Origin of the sequence: Dickeya lacustris (genome assembly GCF_029635795.1) — a bacterium.
Classification (GTDB): Bacteria; Pseudomonadota; Gammaproteobacteria; order Enterobacterales; family Enterobacteriaceae; genus Dickeya; species Dickeya lacustris.
This window is the reverse complement of the sequence record NZ_CP114280.1, coordinates 1,926,928-1,947,914: the sequence shown is the minus strand read 5'-3', so window position 1 is coordinate 1,947,914 and position 20,987 is coordinate 1,926,928. Positions and strand designations below refer to the sequence as shown.

The window sequence follows — 20,987 nt, the reverse complement described above, 5'->3', positions numbered from 1 at the left end:
ATCGTTGATAATTGGTGTGATATCTTTTTGTGCGTGACCGTGTTTGATTGGCAAATGTCGTGTGAGGAAACAAACATGCCCCAGTTTTTAAGTGAAGATTTCTTGTTGGATACTGAATTCGCTCGTCGTCTGTATCATGATTTTGCTGCGGATCAGCCGATTTTTGACTACCACTGCCATTTGCCCCCTGCGCAGATCGCTGAAAATTATCGCTTCAAAAATTTGTATGACATCTGGCTGAAGGGCGATCACTACAAGTGGCGTGCCATGCGTACCAATGGTGTACCAGAGCGTTTCTGTACCGGCGACGCCAGCGACTGGGAGAAATTTGAAGCCTGGGCCGCCACGGTGCCACATACCATCGGAAACCCGCTGTATCACTGGACACATCTGGAGCTGCGCCGTCCATTCGGCATTACCGGCACGGTGCTGTCGCCGTCTACCGCCAAAGAGATTTGGGATCGCACCAATGCCTTGCTGGAGCGTGATGAATTTTCCGCTCGCGGCATCATGCAGCAGATGAATGTAAAAATGGTCGGCACCACCGATGACCCGATTGACAGCCTGGAGCACCACAAAGCGGTAGCTCAGGACAAAACCTTCTCTATTAAAGTGCTGCCGAGCTGGCGTCCAGACAAAGCATTCAATATCGAACTCGACAGCTTTAACGATTACATGGCGAAGCTGGGTGAAGTTGCCGATACCGATATTCGCCGTTTTAGCGACCTGCAAACCGCGCTGGCCAAACGTCTCGATCACTTTGCGGCTCACGGCTGTAAAGTGTCTGACCACGCGCTGGACGTGGTGCTGTTTGCCGAAGCGGATGAAAGCACGCTGGACAGCATTCTGGCGCGTCGTCTGTCTGGTGAAAGCCTGAGCGAGCTGGAAGTGGCACAGTTTAAAACGGCGGTGCTGGTATGGCTGGGTGCGGAATACGCGCGCCGTGGCTGGGTACAGCAGTACCACATTGGCGCGCTGCGTAATAACAACCTGCGCCAGTTCAAATTGCTGGGGCCGGATGTGGGCTTTGACTCCATCAACGACCGCCCGATGGCTCAAGAGTTGTCGCGCCTGTTGAGCAAGCAGAACGAAGAGAATCTGCTGCCGAAAACCATTCTTTACTGCCTGAACCCGCGTGACAACGAAGTGCTGGGCACCATGATCGGTAACTTCCAGGGTGAAGGGATGCCGGGCAAGATGCAGTTCGGCTCAGGCTGGTGGTTTAACGACCAGAAAGACGGTATGCAGCGTCAGATGACGCAGTTGGCGCAGCTTGGTCTGTTGAGCCGTTTTGTCGGCATGCTGACCGACAGCCGTAGTTTCCTGTCCTACACCCGTCACGAATATTTCCGTCGCATCCTGTGCCAGATGATTGGCCGCTGGGTTGCCGATGGCGAAGCGCCAGCCGATTTACCGCTGCTGGGCGAGATGGTGAAAAACATCTGTTTTGGTAATGCCAAAAATTATTTCGGCATCGAGTTATAAGAAAAAGAGAGTGCGGGCGCCACGACGGGCCCGTTTGTCAATATTGTGATTTCGGGCTGGCGCAGGGTGTTTAATCCACCGCCCTGATGCTGTCGTGCTGACCTGACGCCGTTTTAATGACCTGAGGGTTGTATCGACTGGCGTTTGTCCCGAAGTGTCGTGTTCTGAGGTAGCTTGTTAATGCAAACGCTGAATCGTCGTGATTTTCCTGGCCGTCGTCACCCTGACCGCGTCATCCAGTTTGGTGAAGGCAATTTCCTGCGCGCTTTTGTGGACTGGCAGTTAGATCTGCTGAATGAACATACCGCATTGGATGCCGGTATCGTTATTGTTCGCCCGATTGATACCGATTTCCCGCCTGCACTGGATACACAAGACGGGTTGTACACCACCATCATTCGTGGTCTGAATGAGCAGGGCGAAGCGGTGCGTGAGCCGCGCCTGATTCGCTCCGTTAACCGTGAAATCAATGTCTATCGCCAGTTTGACGAGTATCTGGCGCTGGCGCACGATGCCAATATTCGCTTTGTGTTTTCCAACACCACCGAAGCCGGTATTAGCTACCACGCCGATGACAAACTGACCGATACACCACCGGCCAGCTTCCCGGCGAAACTGACCCGCTTGCTGTTTGAGCGTTTCAACCATTTCAACGGCGCTGCCGATAAAGGCTGGGTATTGCTGCCGTGCGAGCTGATTGACTACAACGGCGACAAGCTCAAAGAGCTGGTACTGCGTTATGCCGCACAGTGGGAACTGCCTGCGGCATTCACCACCTGGCTGAACGCGCACAACACCTTCTGCTCGACGCTGGTTGACCGCATCGTAACCGGGTATCCGCGCGCCGAAGTCGAGACGCTGCAACAGGAATTGGGCTATCAGGACAGCTTCCTGGATACCGCCGAATACTTCTACCTGTTTGTGATTCAGGGGCCGCAGTGGTTGGCAAACGAGCTGCATCTCAACGAGTTGGATCTGAATATCCGCATCGTTGATGACATCAAACCGTATAAAGAGCGCAAAGTGGCGATTCTGAACGGTGCGCATACGGCGCTGGTGCCGGTGGCGTTTCTGGCCGGGCTGGATACGGTCGGCGAGTCAATGAATGACGCGCAGGTTAGCCAGTTTGTAGAAACCACCATTGCTAATGAAATCGTACCGGTGCTTGACTTGCCGCACGATGAACTGACGTCGTTTGCCCAGGCGGTATTAAGCCGTTTCAGAAACCCGTTCATTCAACATCAGTTGCTGTCGATTGCCCTTAACGGCATGACCAAATTCCGTACCCGCATCCTGCCGCAGTTACTGGCCTATCGCGAAAGCAAAGGCGAGCTGCCACAGCGCCTGACGTTTGCGCTGGCGGCGCTCATCGCGTTCTACCGTGGCGAGCGCAATGGTGAACAGTATCCATTACAGGATGATGCGCACTGGCTGGAGCGTTATGCCACGCTGTGGAGCGGCGTTGCGGCGGGTAACACCACGCTTGCGCAACTGGTGAACACCGTATTGGCGGATGCCGAACACTGGGAGCAGGACCTGACCCAGGTGGCGGGCTTGGCTGAACAGGTGACGGCACAATTGCAGGCTATCGTTGATCGCGGCATGCGTGATGCGCTGGCAAACTACTGCTAATCGCAAAGGTGCTATCTATGCAGAGCATTATCAAAATTCACTCACTGGACAATGTGGCCGTGGCCCTGCGCGATTTGGCGCAGGATGAAACTGTCTTCGCAGGTGATGTCTCGCTGACATTGCCGCAGCCGGTGGCTCGCGGGCATAAATTTGCCCTGCAACCGATCGCCACAGGCGCGATGGTTATCAAATACGGTTTGCCTATCGGCCATGCGCTGGTTGATATCGCTGCCGGTGAACACATTCACTCCCAGAACGCGAAAACCAACCTGAGCGATCTGGATGAGTATCAGTACCAGCCGGAATTCATCAGCCTGCCCGCACAGATGGCGGATCGCGACGTGCAGATCTACCGTCGGCATAACGGTAGCGTTGGCATTCGCAATGAGCTGTGGATCCTGCCGACGGTCGGTTGCGTCAACGGGATTGCCCGCCAGATCCAACAGCGTTTTTTGAAGGAAACCAACAACGCGGAAGGGATCGACGGGGTATACCTGTTCACCCATCCGTTTGGTTGCTCGCAACTGGGCGAAGACCATGAGAACACCCGTACCATGCTGCAAAACATGGTGCGCCACCCGAATGCGGGCGCGGTATTGGTGATTGGTCTGGGCTGTGAAAACAATCAGGTGTCTGCCTTCCGTGACACGCTGGGCGAGTTTGATGCCGAGCGCGTCAACTTTATGATTTGCCAGCAGCAGGAAGATGAAGTCGAAGCCGGTCTGGAACGCTTGCACCAGTTGTATCAGGCGATGCGCAATGATGCGCGCGAGCCGGGCAAACTGAGCGAACTGAAGTTTGGTCTGGAATGCGGCGGCTCGGATGGCCTGTCTGGGATCACGGCGAACCCGTTACTGGGGCGCTTCTCGGATTATCTGATTGCCAACGGCGGCACCACGGTGCTGACGGAAGTGCCGGAAATGTTTGGTGCCGAGCGCATTCTGATGAGCCGCTGTCGCGATGAGGCCACATTCGAGAAAACCGTGCACATGGTCAATGATTTCAAACAGTATTTCATTGAACATAACCAGCCGATTTATGAAAACCCGTCGCCGGGCAACAAAGCCGGTGGCATCACCACGCTTGAGGAGAAATCCCTCGGTTGCACCCAGAAAGCGGGGCAGAGCAAAGTGGTGGACGTACTCAAATACGGTGAGCGCCTGCACACGCCGGGGCTGAACCTGCTGAGTGCGCCGGGTAACGATGCGGTTGCTACCAGCGCGCTGGCCGGTGCCGGTTGTCATATGGTGCTGTTCAGTACCGGGCGTGGCACGCCTTACGGTGGTTTTGTGCCAACGGTGAAACTGGCAACCAACTCTGAACTGGCGAAGAAAAAGCCGCACTGGATTGACTTTGATGCCGGTCGTTTGATTCACGATGTGCCGATGGATGACCTGCTCGCGCAGTTCGTTGATCTGATTGTTGACATTGCCAACGGCAAGCTGGCGAAGAACGAGATTAACGACTTCCGTGAACTGGCTATCTTCAAAAGCGGTGTCACGCTGTAACGCTGACTCCGGGGTGCGCGGTGTGCAGCATCGCAAAAAACTGCATCGCCAAAAACCTTAATCGCCAGAGACCTTATAAAAAATAATGTTATAAGGCCTGGCGTTTTAAGACTGAAAACGCGGGAATGTCGCGATTCGGCATTCTTGCGTTGAAAACCTGCCCGGTTCCAAATAAAATAAAACGGTGTTTCATTTTTATGAGCGCCGTTTTTTTGACGGCCCTACTTTAAGGCGGGGATCATGACTTCTTATGTATTTGCCCAGGCAGTTGGCGTACTGGCCTTTATGGTCGGTATCACCATGTTTTTTAACCGCAATGATAAAAAATTCAAAATACAGCTTTCCGTTTATAGCGCGGTGATTGCCTGTCACTTCTTCCTGATGGGGGCGAATGCCGCAGGCATGAGCGCCATGCTGAATTCTGGCCGTACTCTGGTAACGCTGAAAACCAGCAATATTGCCGTGATGTTTGTGTTTATTGCGCTGACGCTGGCGCTTGGTCTGCCGGGTGTTAAACACCCGATGGAATTGCTGCCGATTATCGGCACCGTATGCAGCACCTGGGCACTGTTCCGCGCCCATGGTTTGACCACCCGTTGCATCATTTGGTGCTCCACGGCGCTGTGGGTAACGCACAACATTTGGCTCGGCTCTATCGGCGGTTCGTTGATTGAAGCCAGCTTTCTGGTAATAAACGGCTTCAATATCATGCGTTTCTGGCGGATGCAGCGTAACGGCATCGACCCGTTTCGCGCCGATGAGCCGCAGTCATCGACCAAAAGCGCCTGAGACATCGCCCCGCCACCACAGGCGGGGCGTATTTTTACGCAGGATGTTGTCGGCAGGCGTTAGCGCCCGGCGCGGCGGTTAACCCAGATATTGATCAGGATAGTCACCAACAGGATAGCCGCCACCACGCTGAGTGACATCGCGACAGGAATGTGGAACAGGTCTATCAGCATCATTTTAATACCGATAAAGACCAGGATCACCGCCAGCCCGTATTTCAGCATCGAGAACTTCTGCGCGACTCCGGCCAGCAGGAAGTACATGGCGCGCAGCCCCAGAATGGCAAACAGGTTTGAGGTCAGCACGATAAACGGGTCAGTGGTGACGGCGAAAATCGCCGGGATGCTGTCCACTGCAAAAATAACATCGCTGATTTCCACCATCACCAGCACCAGAAACAGCGGGGTGGCGTACAGCAACCCATGCTGGCGGATGAAAAAACGCTCGCCGTGCAGGTTGTCCGTCATGCGCAGGCGGTTGCGTAAAAAGCGCACGATGGGCTTTTCGCCCACCGCCGCGTCATCTTCTTTCGCCAGCGCCATTTTGATGCCGGTAAGAAGCAAGAACGCGCCGAACAGGTACAGCAACCACTGAAACTGCGACACCAGCCAGCTTCCGGCAAACACCATGATCGTGCGCAGCACAATCGCGCCCAGCACCCCATAAATCAGCACCCGGCGTTGGTATTGGGCGGGTACGGCGAAATAGCTGAACAGCATCAGCCAGACAAAGACATTATCGACCGCCAGCGCTTTCTCGATGAGGTAGCCGGTAAAGAACGCCAGCGCCTGGGCATCGGCCACTTCACGGCCTGCGGTATGACTGAGATACCACCAGAAGCCTGCGTTAAACGCCACCGTGAGCATCACCCACACCAATGACCAGACCGCCGCCTGTTTAAAGCTCATGACCGTCGCGCCTTGTTTGCCTTGATACAGCAAATCAATCGCCAGCATTACCACGACGATAATGGCAAAACTGCCCCACATCATGGGGGTTCCTATCGTTACCATACCAGTCTCCCTTCGCCCGTATTCCAGCGGCGCATGCCAGCCGGTGAGCGTTTTCATCAATCATGTTGTCGTCAGAGCATGTCGTTATCAGAACATGTCGTTATCAGAACATGTCGTTATCAAAACATGTCATTATCAGAAAACCGTCTTATCAGAAAAACAAAACGGCCTGTGTCAGAAGGCACAGGCCGTTTGCGATGACTATGCTGCAAATGGACCTCGCCTTCTGGCAAGGTCTCACTTACAACTTAATGCGAATCCAGTGTCATGCGAATCGAGTCATTAAGGTTGCCTGGTAACCGAGTGCCGCAGCACTGTAATGACGATTAACCAGCGAGAAGTTACTCCCCTTTGCATTATCAAAGATAGGTGAGTTACGCGAGAGGGTCAACCGTCAGGCAGGCTAAATTCGCCATAAAAACGGCGTCTGTTTTGGCATGTGATCGCCTTTTGTCAGCGGCAAAATGCAGGCCTGAGCGGGAGGGATGGCATCAAGGCAGAAAAATCATTTACTGTAGCGTCGTTTTAAGGGATAAACAGCGCCAGATTTCGCTTTGCAGGAGCGGCTATGAGCCAACTATTTTTGGAAAACTCCCCGTTGACGCTGGTGCGTTATCCGCACTCTGAACGTCAGGAGACGCTACAGGCGTGGGATGCCGCTGATGAATACCTGTTACGGGAACTGGCGACCATTTCTTGCGGGCCGGGGCCGACGCTGATTTTTAACGATGCGTTCGGCGCGCTGGCCTGTGCGTTACAGGCGCAAGCGCCCTATAGCATCAGTGATTCCTATCTCAGCCAACTGGCGACACGCCATAATCTGGCGCTTAATGGCTATGCGCCGGAATCGGTGACGCTGCAAGATAGCCTCAGTGCGTTGCCGGACGCGCCATCACTGGTGGTGATAAAGGTGCCTAAAACACTGGCGCTGTTGGAACATCAATTGCGCCAGCTGTGCGCGGTGGTGACAGAGCACACGGTGGTGATAGCAGCGGCCAAAGCGCGCGATATTCACACCTCTACGCTTGAACTGTTCGAGCAGATTCTGGGGCCGACGCGCACGTCGCTGGCCTGGAAGAAAGCGCGGTTGATTCACTGTCAGCCGCAGGCCGATAGCGCCAGGGCCACGCCCGTTATCACCCGTTGGACGCTTGATGACAGCGGTTATTGCATCAACAACCATGCCAATGTGTTTGCCCGCAGCGGTCTGGATATCGGTGCCCGTTTTTTCATGCAGCATCTGCCAACCCAGATCGAGGGCAAAATCGCCGATTTGGGCTGCGGTAACGGCGTACTTGGCCTGGCGGCGCTGGCGCTTAACCCACTGGCGTATGTCAGCTTTTTCGATGAATCCTATATGGCGATCGCCTCCAGCCGTCTTAATGTAGAGGAAAACCGGCCGCAGGATAGGGCGCGCAGCAGTTTTGTGGTCAACCATGCGCTGGCGGGCGTGGCCAAAGAGAGCCTACAGGCCGTGCTGTGCAATCCACCGTTTCATCAGCAGCAGGCGCTGACGGATGATATCGCCTGGCAAATGTTTCTCGATGCGCGCCGCTGCCTGATGACCGGCGGTGAACTGCGCATTGTCGGCAATCGTCATCTGGATTACTTCCACAAACTCAAACGCTTGTTCGGCAATTGTGAGAATGTGGCCAGTAATGCCAAATTTGTGGTGCTACGCGCTGTAAAAACCTCGCCGCGTTCGCGGTGATAGCCGGTTGGCAAGGCTTGCCTGCCGGCATTTGTTGTCGTGCAGGCCTGCCAGTATAATCCGCAGGGTAGATCAGCGAAGGAAAGGTTATGTGTATTGAAGAGTTGCAGGCACGGCTGGAGAGTGCATTGCAGGCGCTGGAAGTCAGTGTGGGCCGACAGCAACAGGTATGGCAACGTGATTATCAGCATCTTCATTTGCAATTAATGCAGGCGCGTCAGCGGGAAGCGGAGTTATGTGCGCGTCTTAACGAACTGGTGAGTCGGGTTAACATGATGGATGTGTCGCCTGAGCGCAATCCGCTATTGCAGAAAATTAACCTGATCCGCGCCCATATCGAGGCGTTAGCCGCCGAAGCCGCCGCGTTTCACCGCTCCTTACTGTGAGCTGACGGTGCCCTGATTGCACGGCAAACGCGGCAGCAGGAGGGCGAAATACGCGCTGGTGCCGGTTTGTCGCGCTGGGTTCGCGCACAGGCTCACAGAACGAGGGGTTGGCTATTGCTCAACGCTTGAACACATGCGGGCTTAACGCTAAGGTAAGCCCCTCTTTGCCTGTCTTGGTTACATCATGATTACCCTCGCCCTGATTGACGATCATCTCATTGTGCGCTCTGGCTTTGCCCAATTGCTCGGGCTTGAACCGGACATGCAGGTGGTGGGCGAATTCGGCTGTGCGCGTGAGGCGCTGGCCGGTCTGCCCGGGCGCGCCGTGCAGGTGTGTATTTGCGATATTTCTATGCCGGATATGTCGGGCCTTGAACTGCTCGGCCAACTGCCCAAAGGCATGGCGGTGATCATGCTCTCCGTACACGACAGCCCGGCGCTGATTGAGCAGGCACTCAATACCGGCGCGCGCGGTTTTCTCTCAAAACGGTGCAGCCCCGATGAGCTGGTGGCGGCGGTGCGAACCGTGGCCGGTGGGGGCTGCTATCTGACGCCGGACATCGCGCTAAAGCTGGCCTCTGGCCGCCAAGACCCGCTGACCCGGCGCGAGCGGCAGGTGGCGGAAAAACTGGCGCAAGGCATGGCGGTGAAAACCATCGCCGCCGAACTTGGGCTGTCGCCAAAAACCGTGCACGTTCACCGGGCGAACCTGATGGAAAAGCTGGGTGTCAGCAATGATGTCGAGCTGGCGCGTCGTATGTTTGATGGGTGGTGACGAACGTGTTTGTCACCGGACTTATCGCCGCACTGGCCTGTGGTTTTACCTTTTCCGCCGCCTGGTTTTGTTTGTGGAGCATTAGCCTGCATCTGGTGGTGCGCCCGGATCTGGCGATATTGCTATTTCCGTTTGGTTTGCGCCTCGGGCTGATGCTGCAAGCGCCGCGCCGTTTCTGGCCGGTATTGCTGGCCAGCGAGTGGGGGCTTATCGCCTGGCTGGTGACGGAGGTGAAACTGGCGCACCCGTCGCTGCTACTGCTCGGTAGCCTGTTAACCCTGCTGCCGGTGTTGCTGGTATCGCGCCTGCCGCGCCGGGATGACTGGCACACGCTGCTGTGGCAAGGCGGCGCGCTGGTGACGGCGGCGCTGTTGCAGTCGCTGCCGTGGCTTGGCCGGGGTGAGGAGACGTTTACCGTCCTGCTGCTGACGCTGACCGGCGGGTTAACGCTGTCACCGGCCTGCCTGCTTATCTGGCACTACCTGTCCAGTGCCACCTGGTTGCCGCTCGGCCCGGCGCTGGTTTCCCAGCCGGTGAACTGGCGCGGGCGTCATCTGCTGTGGTATTTGCTGCTGTTTGTCATCAGCCTGTGGTTGCAACTGGGTTTACCGGCTGAACTGTCGCGCTTTACGCCGTTTTGTCTGGCGTTGCCCATTATCGCGCTGGCCTGGCACTACGGCTGGCAAGGGGCGCTCATCGCCACGCTGATGAATGCCATCGCCCTGATAGCCAGCCAGACCTGGCATGAACACCCGGTGGATTTACTGCTTTCGCTGCTGGCCCAGAGTCTCACCGGGCTCTTGCTGGGCGCGGGCATTCAGCGCCTGCGCGAGCTAAACCTGTCGCTGCAAAACCAACTGCTGCGTAACCGCCGGTTGGCGGAGCGGCTGCTGGAAACCGAGGAGAGCGTGCGCCGGGATGTGGCGCGCGAGCTGCATGACGATATCGGTCAAACGATCACGGCAATTCGCACCCAGGCCGGTATTTTGCTGCGCCTGACACCGGTACACCCCAGCGCCCGGCAAAGCGGCGCGCTGATAGAAAAACTCTCGCTCAGTGTCTATGACTCGGTGCGCCGCCTGATGGGGCGTTTACGCCCGCGCCAGCTTGATGACCTGACGCTGGAGCAGGCGGTGCGCTCATTGCTGCGTGAAATGGAGCTGGAAGCCTATGGCATCGTCAGCCACCTGCGTTGGCAAATTGATGAAACCTCACTCAGTGAAGGGGTGAGGGTGACGCTGTTTCGCGTCTGTCAGGAAGGGTTAAACAACATTGTCAAACACGCCAATGCCAGTGCGGTGACGCTACAGGTGCAGCAGGACGGGCAGTGGCTGACGCTGGTGATTGAAGATGATGGTTGCGGGCTACCGCCGGGCTCCGGCGCACACGGATTTGGCTTGCTTGGCATGCGCGAGCGCGTTACCGCGCTGGGCGGCACGTTGCAGCTTTCGTGTACGCACGGCACCCGCCTGACGGTCACGCTGCCACTGCCTGATGCTGAGGTATCCTGATGCGCAGTTTTTTGAACATTCCAGCCAGTGCGCCCGCGCTGCGCGATCCGGCGGCGATCGAGTCCACCTATCGCTACTGGCGACGCCATATTCTGATTACGCTCTATCTCGGCTATGCGTTGTTCTACTTCACGCGTAAGAGTTTTAATGCCGCCGTGCCGGAAATTCTCGCCAGCGGGTTGATGGTGCGTACCGATATCGGTTTGCTGGCAACGCTGTTCTACGTCACCTATGGCGCATCAAAGTTTGTGTCAGGGATCGTCAGCGATCGCTCGAATGCCCGCTATTTTATGGGGATCGGTTTGCTGGCGACCGGTGTGGTCAATATTCTGTTCGGCTTTTCCTCTTCGCTGTGGTCGTTTGCCATCTTGTGGATGGTGAATGCCTTTTTTCAGGGCTGGGGCGCGCCGGTGTGCGCCCGGCTGCTGACCAGCTGGTACTCACGCACGGAGCGCGGCGGCTGGTGGGCCGTGTGGAATACGGCGCATAACGTCGGCGGGGCGCTTATCCCGATGATGATTGGCGCTGCGACACTGCACTACGGCTGGCGCACGGGCATGATGATGGCCGGTGGGCTTGCCATTATCGCCGGGCTGTTTTTGTGCTGGCGCTTGCGTGACCGGCCACAAACGCTGGGGCTGCCGAGCGTGGGCGAGTGGCGGCGTGATGCGCTGGAAATCACCCAGCAGCAAGAAGGGCTGGGGTTATCCCGGCGCGAGATCCTGCGCAAATATGTGTTTACCAACCCCTATATTTGGTTGCTGGCTTGCTGCTACGTGCTGGTGTACGTGGTGCGCGCGGCCATCAACGACTGGGGCAATCTGTATATGTCGGAAACGCTTGGCGTGGATCTGGTGACGGCAAACTCAGCCGTGACCATGTTCGAGCTGGGCGGGTTTATCGGCGCACTGGTCGCGGGCTGGGGCTCTGACAAGCTGTTTAATGGCAATCGCGGGCCGATGAACCTGATTTTTGCTGCGGGCATTTTGCTCTCCGTCGGGTCGCTGTGGCTGATGCCGTTTGCCAGCTATGTGATGCAGGCCGCCTGCTTTTTCACTACCGGATTTTTCGTGTTTGGCCCGCAAATGCTGATTGGCATGGCGGCGGCAGAGTGTTCGCACAAAGACGCCGCCGGTGCCGCGACCGGGTTTGTCGGGCTGTTTGCGTATCTGGGCGCATCGCTGTCTGGCTGGCCGCTGGCGCGCATTATGGAAGTCTGGCACTGGACGGGCTTTTTTGCCGTTATCGCGGTGGCCGCCGGTGTTTCTGCGCTGTTGCTGCTGCCATTTTTGCGCGCGTCCTCGCCGCGTCCTTCCCCTCCGCTGGCGTGATTCGCCTCACTGTTTATTGTTAATAGCGCTAAAACCGAGAAAATTTCCTAGAGGGAGCAGGATGTTCCCTCAGGCTCGCTGGCGCGTGGCTTCTTACAATTCCTCATGACAACTGTTCGTTATGACAACAATTAGCTATGACAACTACTGGCTATGACAACAACTTGCTATGACAACTACTGGCTATGACAACGGCTCGCCATAGTTATCACCTGCCATAGTCATCACTCGCCATAGCAATAACAGCGCCCGTCTTGTAAGGGGAAATACCATGCTCAACTTTCTAAACCAGGTGCGTCAGCCGACGCTGGATTTGCCGCTCGATGTGCGGCGCAAAATGTGGTTCAGGCCTTTCATGCAGTCCTATCTGGTGGTGTTCATTGGCTACCTGACGATGTATTTGATCCGCAAGAATTTCAACATCGCTCAAAATGACATGATCAGTACCTATGGCCTGAGCATGACCCAGCTTGGCATGATTGGCCTTGGCTTTTCTATCACCTATGGGGTGGGGAAGACGCTGGTGTCCTATTACGCTGACGGGAAAAATACCAAACAATTTCTGCCGTTTATGCTGATCCTCTCCGCTATCTGTATGCTGGGTTTTAGCGCCAGCATGGGGGCGGGTTCCGTCAGCCTGTTTCTGATGATTGCGTGCTATGCCTTGAGCGGCTTTTTCCAGAGCACCGGCGGGTCGTGTAGCTACTCCACCATCACCAAATGGACGCCGCGTCGTAAGCGAGGCACCTATCTGGGGCTGTGGAACATTTCCCATAATCTGGGCGGTGCCGGGGCAGCGGGCGTAGCGTTGTTTGGCGCTAACTATCTGTTTAACGGCCATGTTATCGGCATGTTCGTTTTCCCTTCCCTTATTGCGTTGGTCGTCGGGTTTATCGGCCTGCGTTTTGGCAGCGATTCGCCGGAGTCGTACGGGCTGGGTAAGGCGGAAGAGCTGTTTGACGAAGCCATTTCTGAAGAAGATCAGGAAGCCGAAGACGCCAGCATGAGTAAATGGCAGATCTTCGTTGAATACGTTCTGAAAAACAAAGTGATTTGGCTGCTGTGTTTCTCCAATATTTTCCTGTACGTGGTGCGTATTGGCATCGATCAGTGGTCTACCGTGTATGCCTATCAGGTGCTGAAATTGCCCAAAGAAGTCGCGATTCAGGGTTTTACGCTGTTTGAGATCGGCGCATTGGTGGGCACGTTGCTGTGGGGCTGGTTGTCTGATTTGGCCAATGGCCGTCGTGGGCTGGTGGCCTGTGTCGCACTGGCGCTGATTATCGCCACGCTCGGGGTGTATCAGCATGCCAGCAACCAATATGTTTACCTGGCGTCGTTGTTTGCACTCGGCTTTTTGGTGTTTGGCCCGCAGTTGTTGATTGGTGTGGCGGCGGTCGGGTTCGTGCCGAAGAAAGCCATCAGCGCCGCTGACGGCATCAAAGGCACCTTCGCCTACCTGATTGGCGACAGCTTTGCCAAACTCGGCCTTGGCATGATTGCTGATGGCAAGCCCATCTTTGGGCTGACCGGCTGGGCGGGCACCTTTGCCGCGCTCGATACCGCCGCGATAGGTTGTATCATTCTGATGGCGATGGTTGCCATCATGGAAGAGCGCAAAATCCGGCGTGAAAAACGCCTGTTGCAGGCACAACAAGCATAATGAAACCGCTATCGCCGGGTGAGGCTGACGCCGCCCGGCGCTACGCCCGCTATTGCTCTGGCCGCTTGTCTGGCGAACCACGCAGGACAACGGCCTTTTTTATTCCCGTATCGCGCCGCGCTTACGCAATATTGTCACCTTCTCCACAATTGGCCGAATTGTGAATATTGCCCTTGCATAGCTTTACCCAAGCCCTCGGTTCACTGAAATTTAGCGGCCTATACTCATCACAAAGGTTGACGCACAACCGTGCGTTGATAACGAAAAACCGTAATGTGAAGGAATGTCTTATGTCTAAATTAACTGCGATGGTAGTGGCCTCTGTTCTGGCGTTGGGAAGTGCGGGCGTTGTTTATGCGCAGGATAATACGCCGCCTGACCACGGCGGGCGCATGATGAAACATCATGACGGTGAACGAGGCATGGAACGTGACATGATGTTTAAAGGGCTGAATCTGAGCGATGAACAGCGCCAGAAGATGCGCGACATTATGGAGAATGCCAAAAAAGAGATGACCCGCCCTTCAGCCGAGCAGCGTAGCGAATGGCACAGCCTGATTGCCGCTGATAGCTTTGATAAAGCCAAGGCAGACAGCGTGGTTAACCAAATGGCGCAGGCCAATAAAGCTCAAATGCTCAAACACCTGGAGATTCAGAACAAAATGTACAATGTGCTGACGCCGGAGCAGAAAAAGCAGTTTAACGAGAATTTTGCTAAACGCCTGAAAGAGAAAACCCCGCCAGCGGCGCAATAAACCCGACGCTGACCGCCCTGTGCGGGCGCGTTGATTCGCGCCCGTTTGCTCTCCCTTCCGGTTTTGTTCTGCGTTTAAACAACTTTTCGCCATTTGTTACTTTCCAATCGCTGCCGCTTGCTCTATCAATAGCGCGTCATTGTGATTCAGGAGTTTTTCTCATGGCGACGAGCGCCCTTAAATCGGTATGGCTGTTTGCTTTTATCGGCCTGTTAAGTGCCTGTAAACCGGCAACTACCGAAGTATCACGCCCATTGACGGTGTTTGAAGGTAAAACGATGGGTACGTTTTATAGCGTGAAAATCAGCGGCGAGTTGCCGGTGCAAAGCGCGCAATTGCAGCATGATATCGATGCCGTGCTGGAACAGGCGAATAACGATATCTCCACCTACCGCAGTGAGTCGGTGTTATCGCGTTTTAATCGCTACAGCGGCAGCGAGCCACAGCCTATCCCCAGCGGCATGGCGGATATCATTCTGGCGGCGCAACGTATTGGCCGTGCGACGGGCGGCGCGATGGATATTACCGTCGGGCCGTTGGTTAACCTGTGGGGCTTTGGCCCGCAAAAGCAGCCTGTGACTATCCCCACGCAGGCGCAAATTGATGAGGCGCGGCGTAAAGTCGGGCTGGAGCACCTGCGGCTTATCAGCACGCACCAGGGGGAATGGCTTCAGAAAGACTTGCCGGATCTGTATGTGGATTTGTCTACGCTTGGCGAAGGCTATGGCGCGGATGTGCTGGCGCAATTGATGACCCGCAACGGCATCAGCCATTATCTGGTCTCCGTCGGTGGCGCGATTTCCAGCCGTGGCGTAAACGGGCAGGGGCAACCCTGGCGGGTGGCCATCCAGAAACCGACCGATAAAGAGAACGCGATACAAGCCGCCGTTGATTTACAGGGTTACGGCATCAGCACCTCCGGCAGCTATCGCAACTACTTTGAGCAGGACGGCAAGCGCTACTCCCACGTCATCGACCCGGCCACCGGGCGGCCGATTACCCACCAGTTAGTTTCAGCCACGGTGATTGCCCGCACCGCGCTGGAAGCGGATGGCTGGGACACCGGCCTGATGGTGCTGGGCCCGGAAAAAGCGCTGGAACTGGCCAAACAGCAGGGGCTGGCGGTTTACCTGATTACCAAGACCGATAAAGGCTTTGAAACGATGATGACGCCGCAGTTTAAAACGTTCTTATTGCCGTCGCCTTGATAAGCTATCGTTGCACTGCACGCTTAGAGAGAACAGAACGGGCAATATGGTGTGATGGGTATTCTCTGCTGATGTTTTGCCTTCACCTTCACGGTGAAGGCGCATCGGAAAACATGCGCCGAATAATCGCATGCGGTAAAGAATATTGGCTGCCGCCCTTATGGTCTTTTTATCTGTCAGATTCTTTTATTATCGTGCGTTAAAATAAAATATAAACCGGTGTTTTATTTTTTATTTTAACGCTGCTTTTTTATTTGCTGATTTTCCTTCTTCATTTTCTGTCTAACCGGAATATGCCTTGCGTGCTTTTTCGTCATTCATGTCATGATGAATACGATAGTTTTTCTGTAGTGTCTCGTTTTTTAAGGCTTTTTACCGGCACCTTCGCATAACAAGGCCGATTTTATCGCGCCACTGTATATACCCGCCATTATCTCAGGTAAATAAAACGTTACGCCCTTTTGAGTGAATGTGACTAAGTTATTTTTTACTGAATCACGATTTAAACAACATAGTGACATTGTGCTGAATAATTAGTTAATTAACTAATTTGATTATTTATAAACTAAAAAGACACTCATATTAACGTTATGACATCGGCCCACTAAGCAAAATCAAAAACAATAAACCGATACCCCATTTCAAGCCTATAAAACATTGTTAATTTACGGAGTCTATTTATGACGAATCATGACCAGGTCTTCAGCCCGTTTATCTTGCCCAACGGCGTTGAGCTGAAAAACCGCCTGCTGATGGCCCCGATGACCACCTGCACCGGCTTTTATGATGGATCTGTCACCAAAGAGTTGGTGGAATACTATCAGGTGCGCGCGGGTGAACTGGGTGCGGTTATCGTGGAGTGCTGTTTTATTGATGATGGCGGCCTAGCTTTTCCTGGGGCGATTGGCATCGATAACGACAACAAAATCGATGGCCTGGCCAAGATTGCCTCGGCGATTAAAGCTCAGGGGGCCAAAGCGATTGTGCAAATCTATCACGGTGGCCGGATGGTGGAGCCGAAGCTGATTGGCGGGCGCACGCCGGTTGCGCCAAGCGCCATTGCCGCACCGCGCGAGGGCGCGGTGGTGCCGCGTGCGCTCAGTGGCGACGAAGTTGAGGCCACCATCGCCCGCTTTGGCGCTGCGGTGCGCCGGGCGATTGCCGCCGGGTTTGACGGGGTGGAAATTCACGGTGCCAATACTTACCTTATCCAGCAATTCTATTCTGAACACTCTAATCAGCGTGACGATAAATGGGGCGGCAGCCGCGATAATCGTGCCCGCTTTCCGCTGGCTGTGCTGGATATCACGCATCAGATGGCGCGCCAGTATGCCGGGAAAGATTTTATTATCGGCTACCGTTTTTCCCCCGAAGAGCTGGAAGTGCCGGGCATTCGTTTTGACGATACGCTCTATTTGCTGGAAAAACTGGCGGCGCGCGGCCTGGATTACCTGCACTTCTCAATGGGGCATACGCTGCGCTCGTCCATCGTTGATACCACTGACCCGACGCCATTAATCAAAAAATATTGCGCCATGCGCTCAGATACGCTGGCTCAGGTGCCGGTTGTCGGCGTGGGTGGCGTGGTGAATAAAATTGATGCTGAAGTGGCGCTGGAGCACGGCTACTCGCTGGTGGCGGTGGGTAAAGCCTGCATCGCCTACCCGGATTGGGCAGCCCGTATCGCCGCTGGCAACACGCTTGAGCTGGTGATGGATAGCACCCAACGCGAAGCCCTGACCATTCCTGAACCGCTGTGGCGTTTTTCGCTGGTAGAAGCGTTAATCCGCGACATGAGCCTGTCTGCGAAGAAGTTCAAAGCAGGCGTGTTTGAGGAGTCGGTGGCGAATGAAAGCCATGAGATGGTGATAAGCGTCAGCCTGGAAACCGATCGCATTGCCGATGTCGTACTGCAACAAGACACGGCGCAAGATCCGGCGTTTCGCCAGCATTTTGCGGTGATCCGTCAGCGCATTCTTGAGGCCAACAGCCCGCATGTGGATGCCGTGTCCGGCGCGACCACCCAGAGTGAAGCGGTGAAAAAAGCGGTGTCCCGCGCCATGGCGAAATCGACCAAGGCGGCCATCCTCGCCGAAGGCGGCAACCCTTCAAAAATGCACCGTTATGATGTGGTGGTGGTCGGCAGCGGTGGCGCAGGCCTGGCGGCGGCGATTCAGGCCAGCGATGATGGCGCGAGTGTGCTGATCGTCGAGAAAATGTCAACGATTGGCGGCAACACCATTAAGGCATCGGTCGGGATGAATGCGGCGGGCACGCGTTTTCAGAAGATGAAAGGCATTGACGATAACCCCACGCACTTCTACGAGGAGACGCTGAAAGGCGGTAAGCATAAAAATAATCCCGAATTGCTGAAACGATTCGTCGATGGTGCGCCGATGGCGATTGAGTGGCTGGCGGAGCGCGGCATCGAACTGAACGATATCACCATCACCGGCGGCATGAGCGTGGACAGAACCCACCGTCCGGCAGATGGCTCGGCGGTCGGCGGCTTTTTGATAAGCGGGCTGGTGAAAAACATCAATCAGCGCAATATCGATGTGATGCTGGATACGTCGCTTATCGATATTGAACACCGCGACGGCGCGATTTGTGCCGTGCGGGTGCGTAATGAAGATAATGATGAGTTGACGATTGCCGCCAAAGGCGTGGTGATTGCCACCGGTGGCTTTAGCGCTAACCGCGATATGGTGGTGAAGTACCGCCCGGACTTGGCCGGTTTTGTCACCACCAATCATCAGGGCGCGACCGGCAGCGGTATTCATATTCTCAGGAAAGTCGGCGCGGATACGGTGGATTTGGGCGAAATTCAGATTCACCCAACGGTGGAGCAAGGCACCTCTTATCTTATCTCCGAGTCGATTCGCGGCGGCGGGGCGATTTTGGTGAATCAGCAAGGGCTGCGCTTTTTCAACGAAATGGAAACCCGCGACAAGGTGTCGGCTGCCATTATCGGCCTGCCGGAAAAATACGCCTACATTGTGTTTGATGAGCAGGTCAGGCTGAAGAATAAAGCGGCCGACGAATACCTGGCCCGTGGCTTTGTGGTGAGAGCGGCCTCTTGCGCTGAACTGGCTGAGAAACTGGCAATGGACGCACAGACGTTATCGGCAACGCTTGCGCGCTATAACGGCTTTGTTGCCGGGCAGCATGACGGTGACTTTGGCCGTAAGACGGCATTGCGCCACCCGCTTAATCAGGGGCCGTTTTACGCCATTCGTATTGCGCCGGGCGTGCATCACACCATGGGCGGTGTGGTGATTAACAGCGATACCGCCGTGCTGGACAGCAAAAAACGGGTGATCCGTGGCGCGTTTGCCGCCGGTGAGGTGGTCGGCGGTATCCACGGCGGCAACCGTATTGGCGGCAATGCGGTGGCGGATATCATCGTATTCGGGATTCAGGCGGGCCGTAACGCCGCCTCTTACGCCCGTCTGTAAGCCGGACTTCGGCCCCTGGCACCGTAACGGCGTCAGGGGCCGTCTCTGCAAGGCTGTTTGCGCGCGACAGGCAGGCCGCCGTTTTCGCATCCATCAGGAGGTCTTGCCATGTCATCGGATAACCTGTCTTGCCACCACGCCGGTGCCTGTACCTATGCCACGGTGCTGATGGGGTCGCCGATTCACTTAACGTTACCGCAAGCAGACCCGGCATTGGCGCAGCGCGTTTTTGCACGCATCGCGCAGCTCGAGGACGCGCTGACGGTGAACCGTGAACAGTCCGAGGTGATGGCGATTAACCGGGCGGCGGGCCAGCACCCGGTGGTGGTGAGCCAACGGCTGTTTAACCTGATAAAACGCGCCCGTGACGTCAGCCTGCTTGCCGACAGCGCCTTTAATGTCGCCATCGGGCCGGTGGTGAAGTGCTGGAAAGTCGGCTTTCAGGGGCAGCGGGTGCCCGCAGCCGAGACGTTAAGCGCGGCGCTGGCGCTGACCGACCCGCGACAGATAGTGCTCAATGAGCAGGCCTCGTCGGTTTTTCTGGCGCTTACGGGGATGGAGCTGGATTTAGGGGCGATAGCGAAGGGGTACGTGGCGGATGTCATCAAACAGTTTTTATACCAGCAGCACTGCTACCATGCCCTGCTTAATCTGGGCGGCAACGTGCAAACCCTTGGCCGCCCTCGCCATACAATGCAGGCCGGTTGGTCGATTGGGCTGCAAAAACCGTTTGGTGCGAACGGTGAACTGCTCGGGGTGATACAGGTTGTGGATAAATCGGTGGTGACGTCCGGCATTTATGAGCGCTATTTCGAGTGCGACGGGCGGCGCTATCACCACATTTTTGACCCGCGAACCGGCTACCCGCTGGATAACGAACTACTCAGCGTCACCATTATTTCCGATGCCTCAATCGAGGGGGATATCTACACCACGCTGCTGTATGGCATGGGTGTGGAAAAAGGGCTGGCTTACCTGTCGCAGCACCCGGAAATAGAGGCGATTTTCGTCACCCACGACCAACGCATTATTCTCTCTTCGCAGCGCCAGTATTCCTTCACGGTGCTGGATGCGAGCGATGCGCTCGCGTTAATTTAACGGCCCCGATGTACTATTATGCTCCGATGTACTACGCCCCGATGTACTATGCCCCGATGTACTACGCTTCGTTCAGTAGTGCTGTTTTGGCGGCGATGATAAAGGCGTCCGACAGCGGATCTCCGGCCGTCGCGCGCGATAACATCAGTGCGCCGACTAACAGCGCGGTTTGCGTCAGGACCTGCTGCTGGCGCTGTTCATCATCGTGTTTGTCGGAAAGGGACTCCAGCCTATTCAGCATGTCCTTCACACCGTTGAGATACACTTCACGTATCGGTTTTTCTGCACTTTCCCGGGCCACGTCACCGGCTAAGGCGGTGATGGCGCATCCATCTTTGACGTCATCACGGTGTCGGGCAGACAAGTAGACGTCTAGTAGCGTAGACAGCGTGTTTTTCCCCGGCTGTTGGCTGATTGCCTGCCATTGTGTGTTGACGTCTTCGAACGTCTTGCGGCTGGCAATTGCCACCAGTTCATCCTTGGACGCAAAGTGTCCATAGAAGCCGCCGTGGGTTAATCCCGCTGCCGCCATCAAGTCATTCACACTGACGCCGTTCAGGCCGCGTTCCCGAAACAGCTGTGAAGAGACATGGATGATTTCTTCGCGGTTTCGCTCCATCTGCTGTTTTGATACACGGGCCATAGTTTTCTCCTCATTAGCGGA

Annotated in this window: 16 protein-coding genes; 14 read left to right on the top strand and 2 right to left on the bottom strand. The window is 55.5% G+C overall.

Annotation, left to right across the window (positions count from 1 at the left end):
• Positions 1-75: 75 nt before the first annotated feature.
• The 4 genes from uxaC to O1Q98_RS08775 all read left to right on the top strand — a co-directional run bounded on the left by uxaC (position 76) and on the right by O1Q98_RS08775 (position 5,414).
• Entirely contained in the window at positions 76-1,485 is a 1,410-nt protein-coding gene (gene uxaC, locus O1Q98_RS08790; protein ID WP_125258204.1) for a glucuronate isomerase, read from the top strand.
• Between the two features lie 180 nt (positions 1,486-1,665).
• Complete coding sequence (locus O1Q98_RS08785; protein WP_125258205.1) at positions 1,666-3,117, top strand: tagaturonate reductase; 1,452 nt, start codon at positions 1,666-1,668, stop codon at positions 3,115-3,117.
• Between the two features lie 17 nt (positions 3,118-3,134).
• Positions 3,135-4,625 (top strand): UxaA family hydrolase, encoded by a 1,491-nt coding sequence (locus tag O1Q98_RS08780; RefSeq protein ID WP_125258206.1) that lies wholly within the window; start codon positions 3,135-3,137, stop codon positions 4,623-4,625.
• A 240-nt stretch (positions 4,626-4,865) separates the two neighbouring features.
• Positions 4,866-5,414: a YgjV family protein gene (locus tag O1Q98_RS08775; RefSeq protein ID WP_125258207.1), complete on the top strand. Its 549-nt coding sequence runs from the start codon at positions 4,866-4,868 to the stop codon at positions 5,412-5,414.
• 59 nt (positions 5,415-5,473) lie between these two features.
• Here the strand turns inward: O1Q98_RS08775 and O1Q98_RS08770 are convergent, their stop codons facing one another.
• The gene (locus tag O1Q98_RS08770; RefSeq protein WP_125258208.1) at positions 5,474-6,427 is read right to left on the bottom strand and encodes a TerC family protein; all 954 of its coding nucleotides are present in this window, start codon (positions 6,425-6,427) and stop codon (positions 5,474-5,476) included.
• A 568-nt stretch (positions 6,428-6,995) separates the two neighbouring features.
• On the opposite strand from O1Q98_RS08770, the gene rlmG reads away from it, so the two are divergent.
• The 10 genes from rlmG (at position 6,996) to O1Q98_RS08720 (ending at position 20,323) form a co-directional block, all read left to right on the top strand.
• Positions 6,996-8,138: a 23S rRNA (guanine(1835)-N(2))-methyltransferase RlmG gene (gene rlmG, locus O1Q98_RS08765; RefSeq protein ID WP_125258209.1), complete on the top strand. Its 1,143-nt coding sequence runs from the start codon at positions 6,996-6,998 to the stop codon at positions 8,136-8,138.
• A gap of 89 nt (positions 8,139-8,227) precedes the next feature.
• Complete coding sequence (locus O1Q98_RS08760; protein WP_125258210.1) at positions 8,228-8,524, top strand: hypothetical protein; 297 nt, start codon at positions 8,228-8,230, stop codon at positions 8,522-8,524.
• Between the two features lie 184 nt (positions 8,525-8,708).
• The gene (uhpA, locus tag O1Q98_RS08755) at positions 8,709-9,299 is read left to right on the top strand and encodes a response regulator transcription factor UhpA (protein WP_125258211.1); all 591 of its coding nucleotides are present in this window, start codon (positions 8,709-8,711) and stop codon (positions 9,297-9,299) included.
• Positions 9,300-9,304: 5 nt separating this feature from the next.
• Positions 9,305-10,810, top strand: a complete 1,506-nt coding sequence (uhpB, locus tag O1Q98_RS08750) for a signal transduction histidine-protein kinase/phosphatase UhpB (RefSeq protein ID WP_125258212.1) — start codon at positions 9,305-9,307, stop codon at positions 10,808-10,810.
• The gene (gene uhpC, locus O1Q98_RS08745; RefSeq protein WP_125258213.1) at positions 10,810-12,141 is read left to right on the top strand and encodes an MFS transporter; all 1,332 of its coding nucleotides are present in this window, start codon (positions 10,810-10,812) and stop codon (positions 12,139-12,141) included. The genes uhpB and uhpC overlap by 1 nt, the downstream gene beginning before the upstream one ends.
• A 271-nt stretch (positions 12,142-12,412) precedes the next feature.
• A complete protein-coding gene (gene uhpT, locus O1Q98_RS08740; RefSeq protein WP_125258214.1) occupies positions 12,413-13,804 on the top strand; it encodes a hexose-6-phosphate:phosphate antiporter in 1,392 nt (463 codons plus the stop codon).
• A gap of 290 nt (positions 13,805-14,094) precedes the next feature.
• Positions 14,095-14,559, top strand: a complete 465-nt coding sequence (gene spy, locus O1Q98_RS08735) for an ATP-independent periplasmic protein-refolding chaperone Spy (protein ID WP_125258215.1) — start codon at positions 14,095-14,097, stop codon at positions 14,557-14,559.
• Positions 14,560-14,720: 161 nt separating this feature from the next.
• Positions 14,721-15,767 (top strand): FAD:protein FMN transferase ApbE, encoded by a 1,047-nt coding sequence (apbE, locus tag O1Q98_RS08730; protein ID WP_125258216.1) that lies wholly within the window; start codon positions 14,721-14,723, stop codon positions 15,765-15,767.
• A gap of 680 nt (positions 15,768-16,447) precedes the next feature.
• Entirely contained in the window at positions 16,448-19,225 is a 2,778-nt protein-coding gene (locus O1Q98_RS08725) for a flavocytochrome c (protein WP_125258217.1), read from the top strand.
• Between the two features lie 108 nt (positions 19,226-19,333).
• Complete coding sequence (locus O1Q98_RS08720; RefSeq protein WP_125258218.1) at positions 19,334-20,323, top strand: FAD:protein FMN transferase; 990 nt, start codon at positions 19,334-19,336, stop codon at positions 20,321-20,323.
• Positions 20,324-20,384: 61 nt separating this feature from the next.
• Here O1Q98_RS08720 and O1Q98_RS08715 read toward each other — a convergent pair whose 3' ends face one another.
• Positions 20,385-20,966 (bottom strand): TetR/AcrR family transcriptional regulator, encoded by a 582-nt coding sequence (locus O1Q98_RS08715; protein ID WP_125258219.1) that lies wholly within the window; start codon positions 20,964-20,966, stop codon positions 20,385-20,387.
• Positions 20,967-20,987 lie beyond the last annotated feature (21 nt).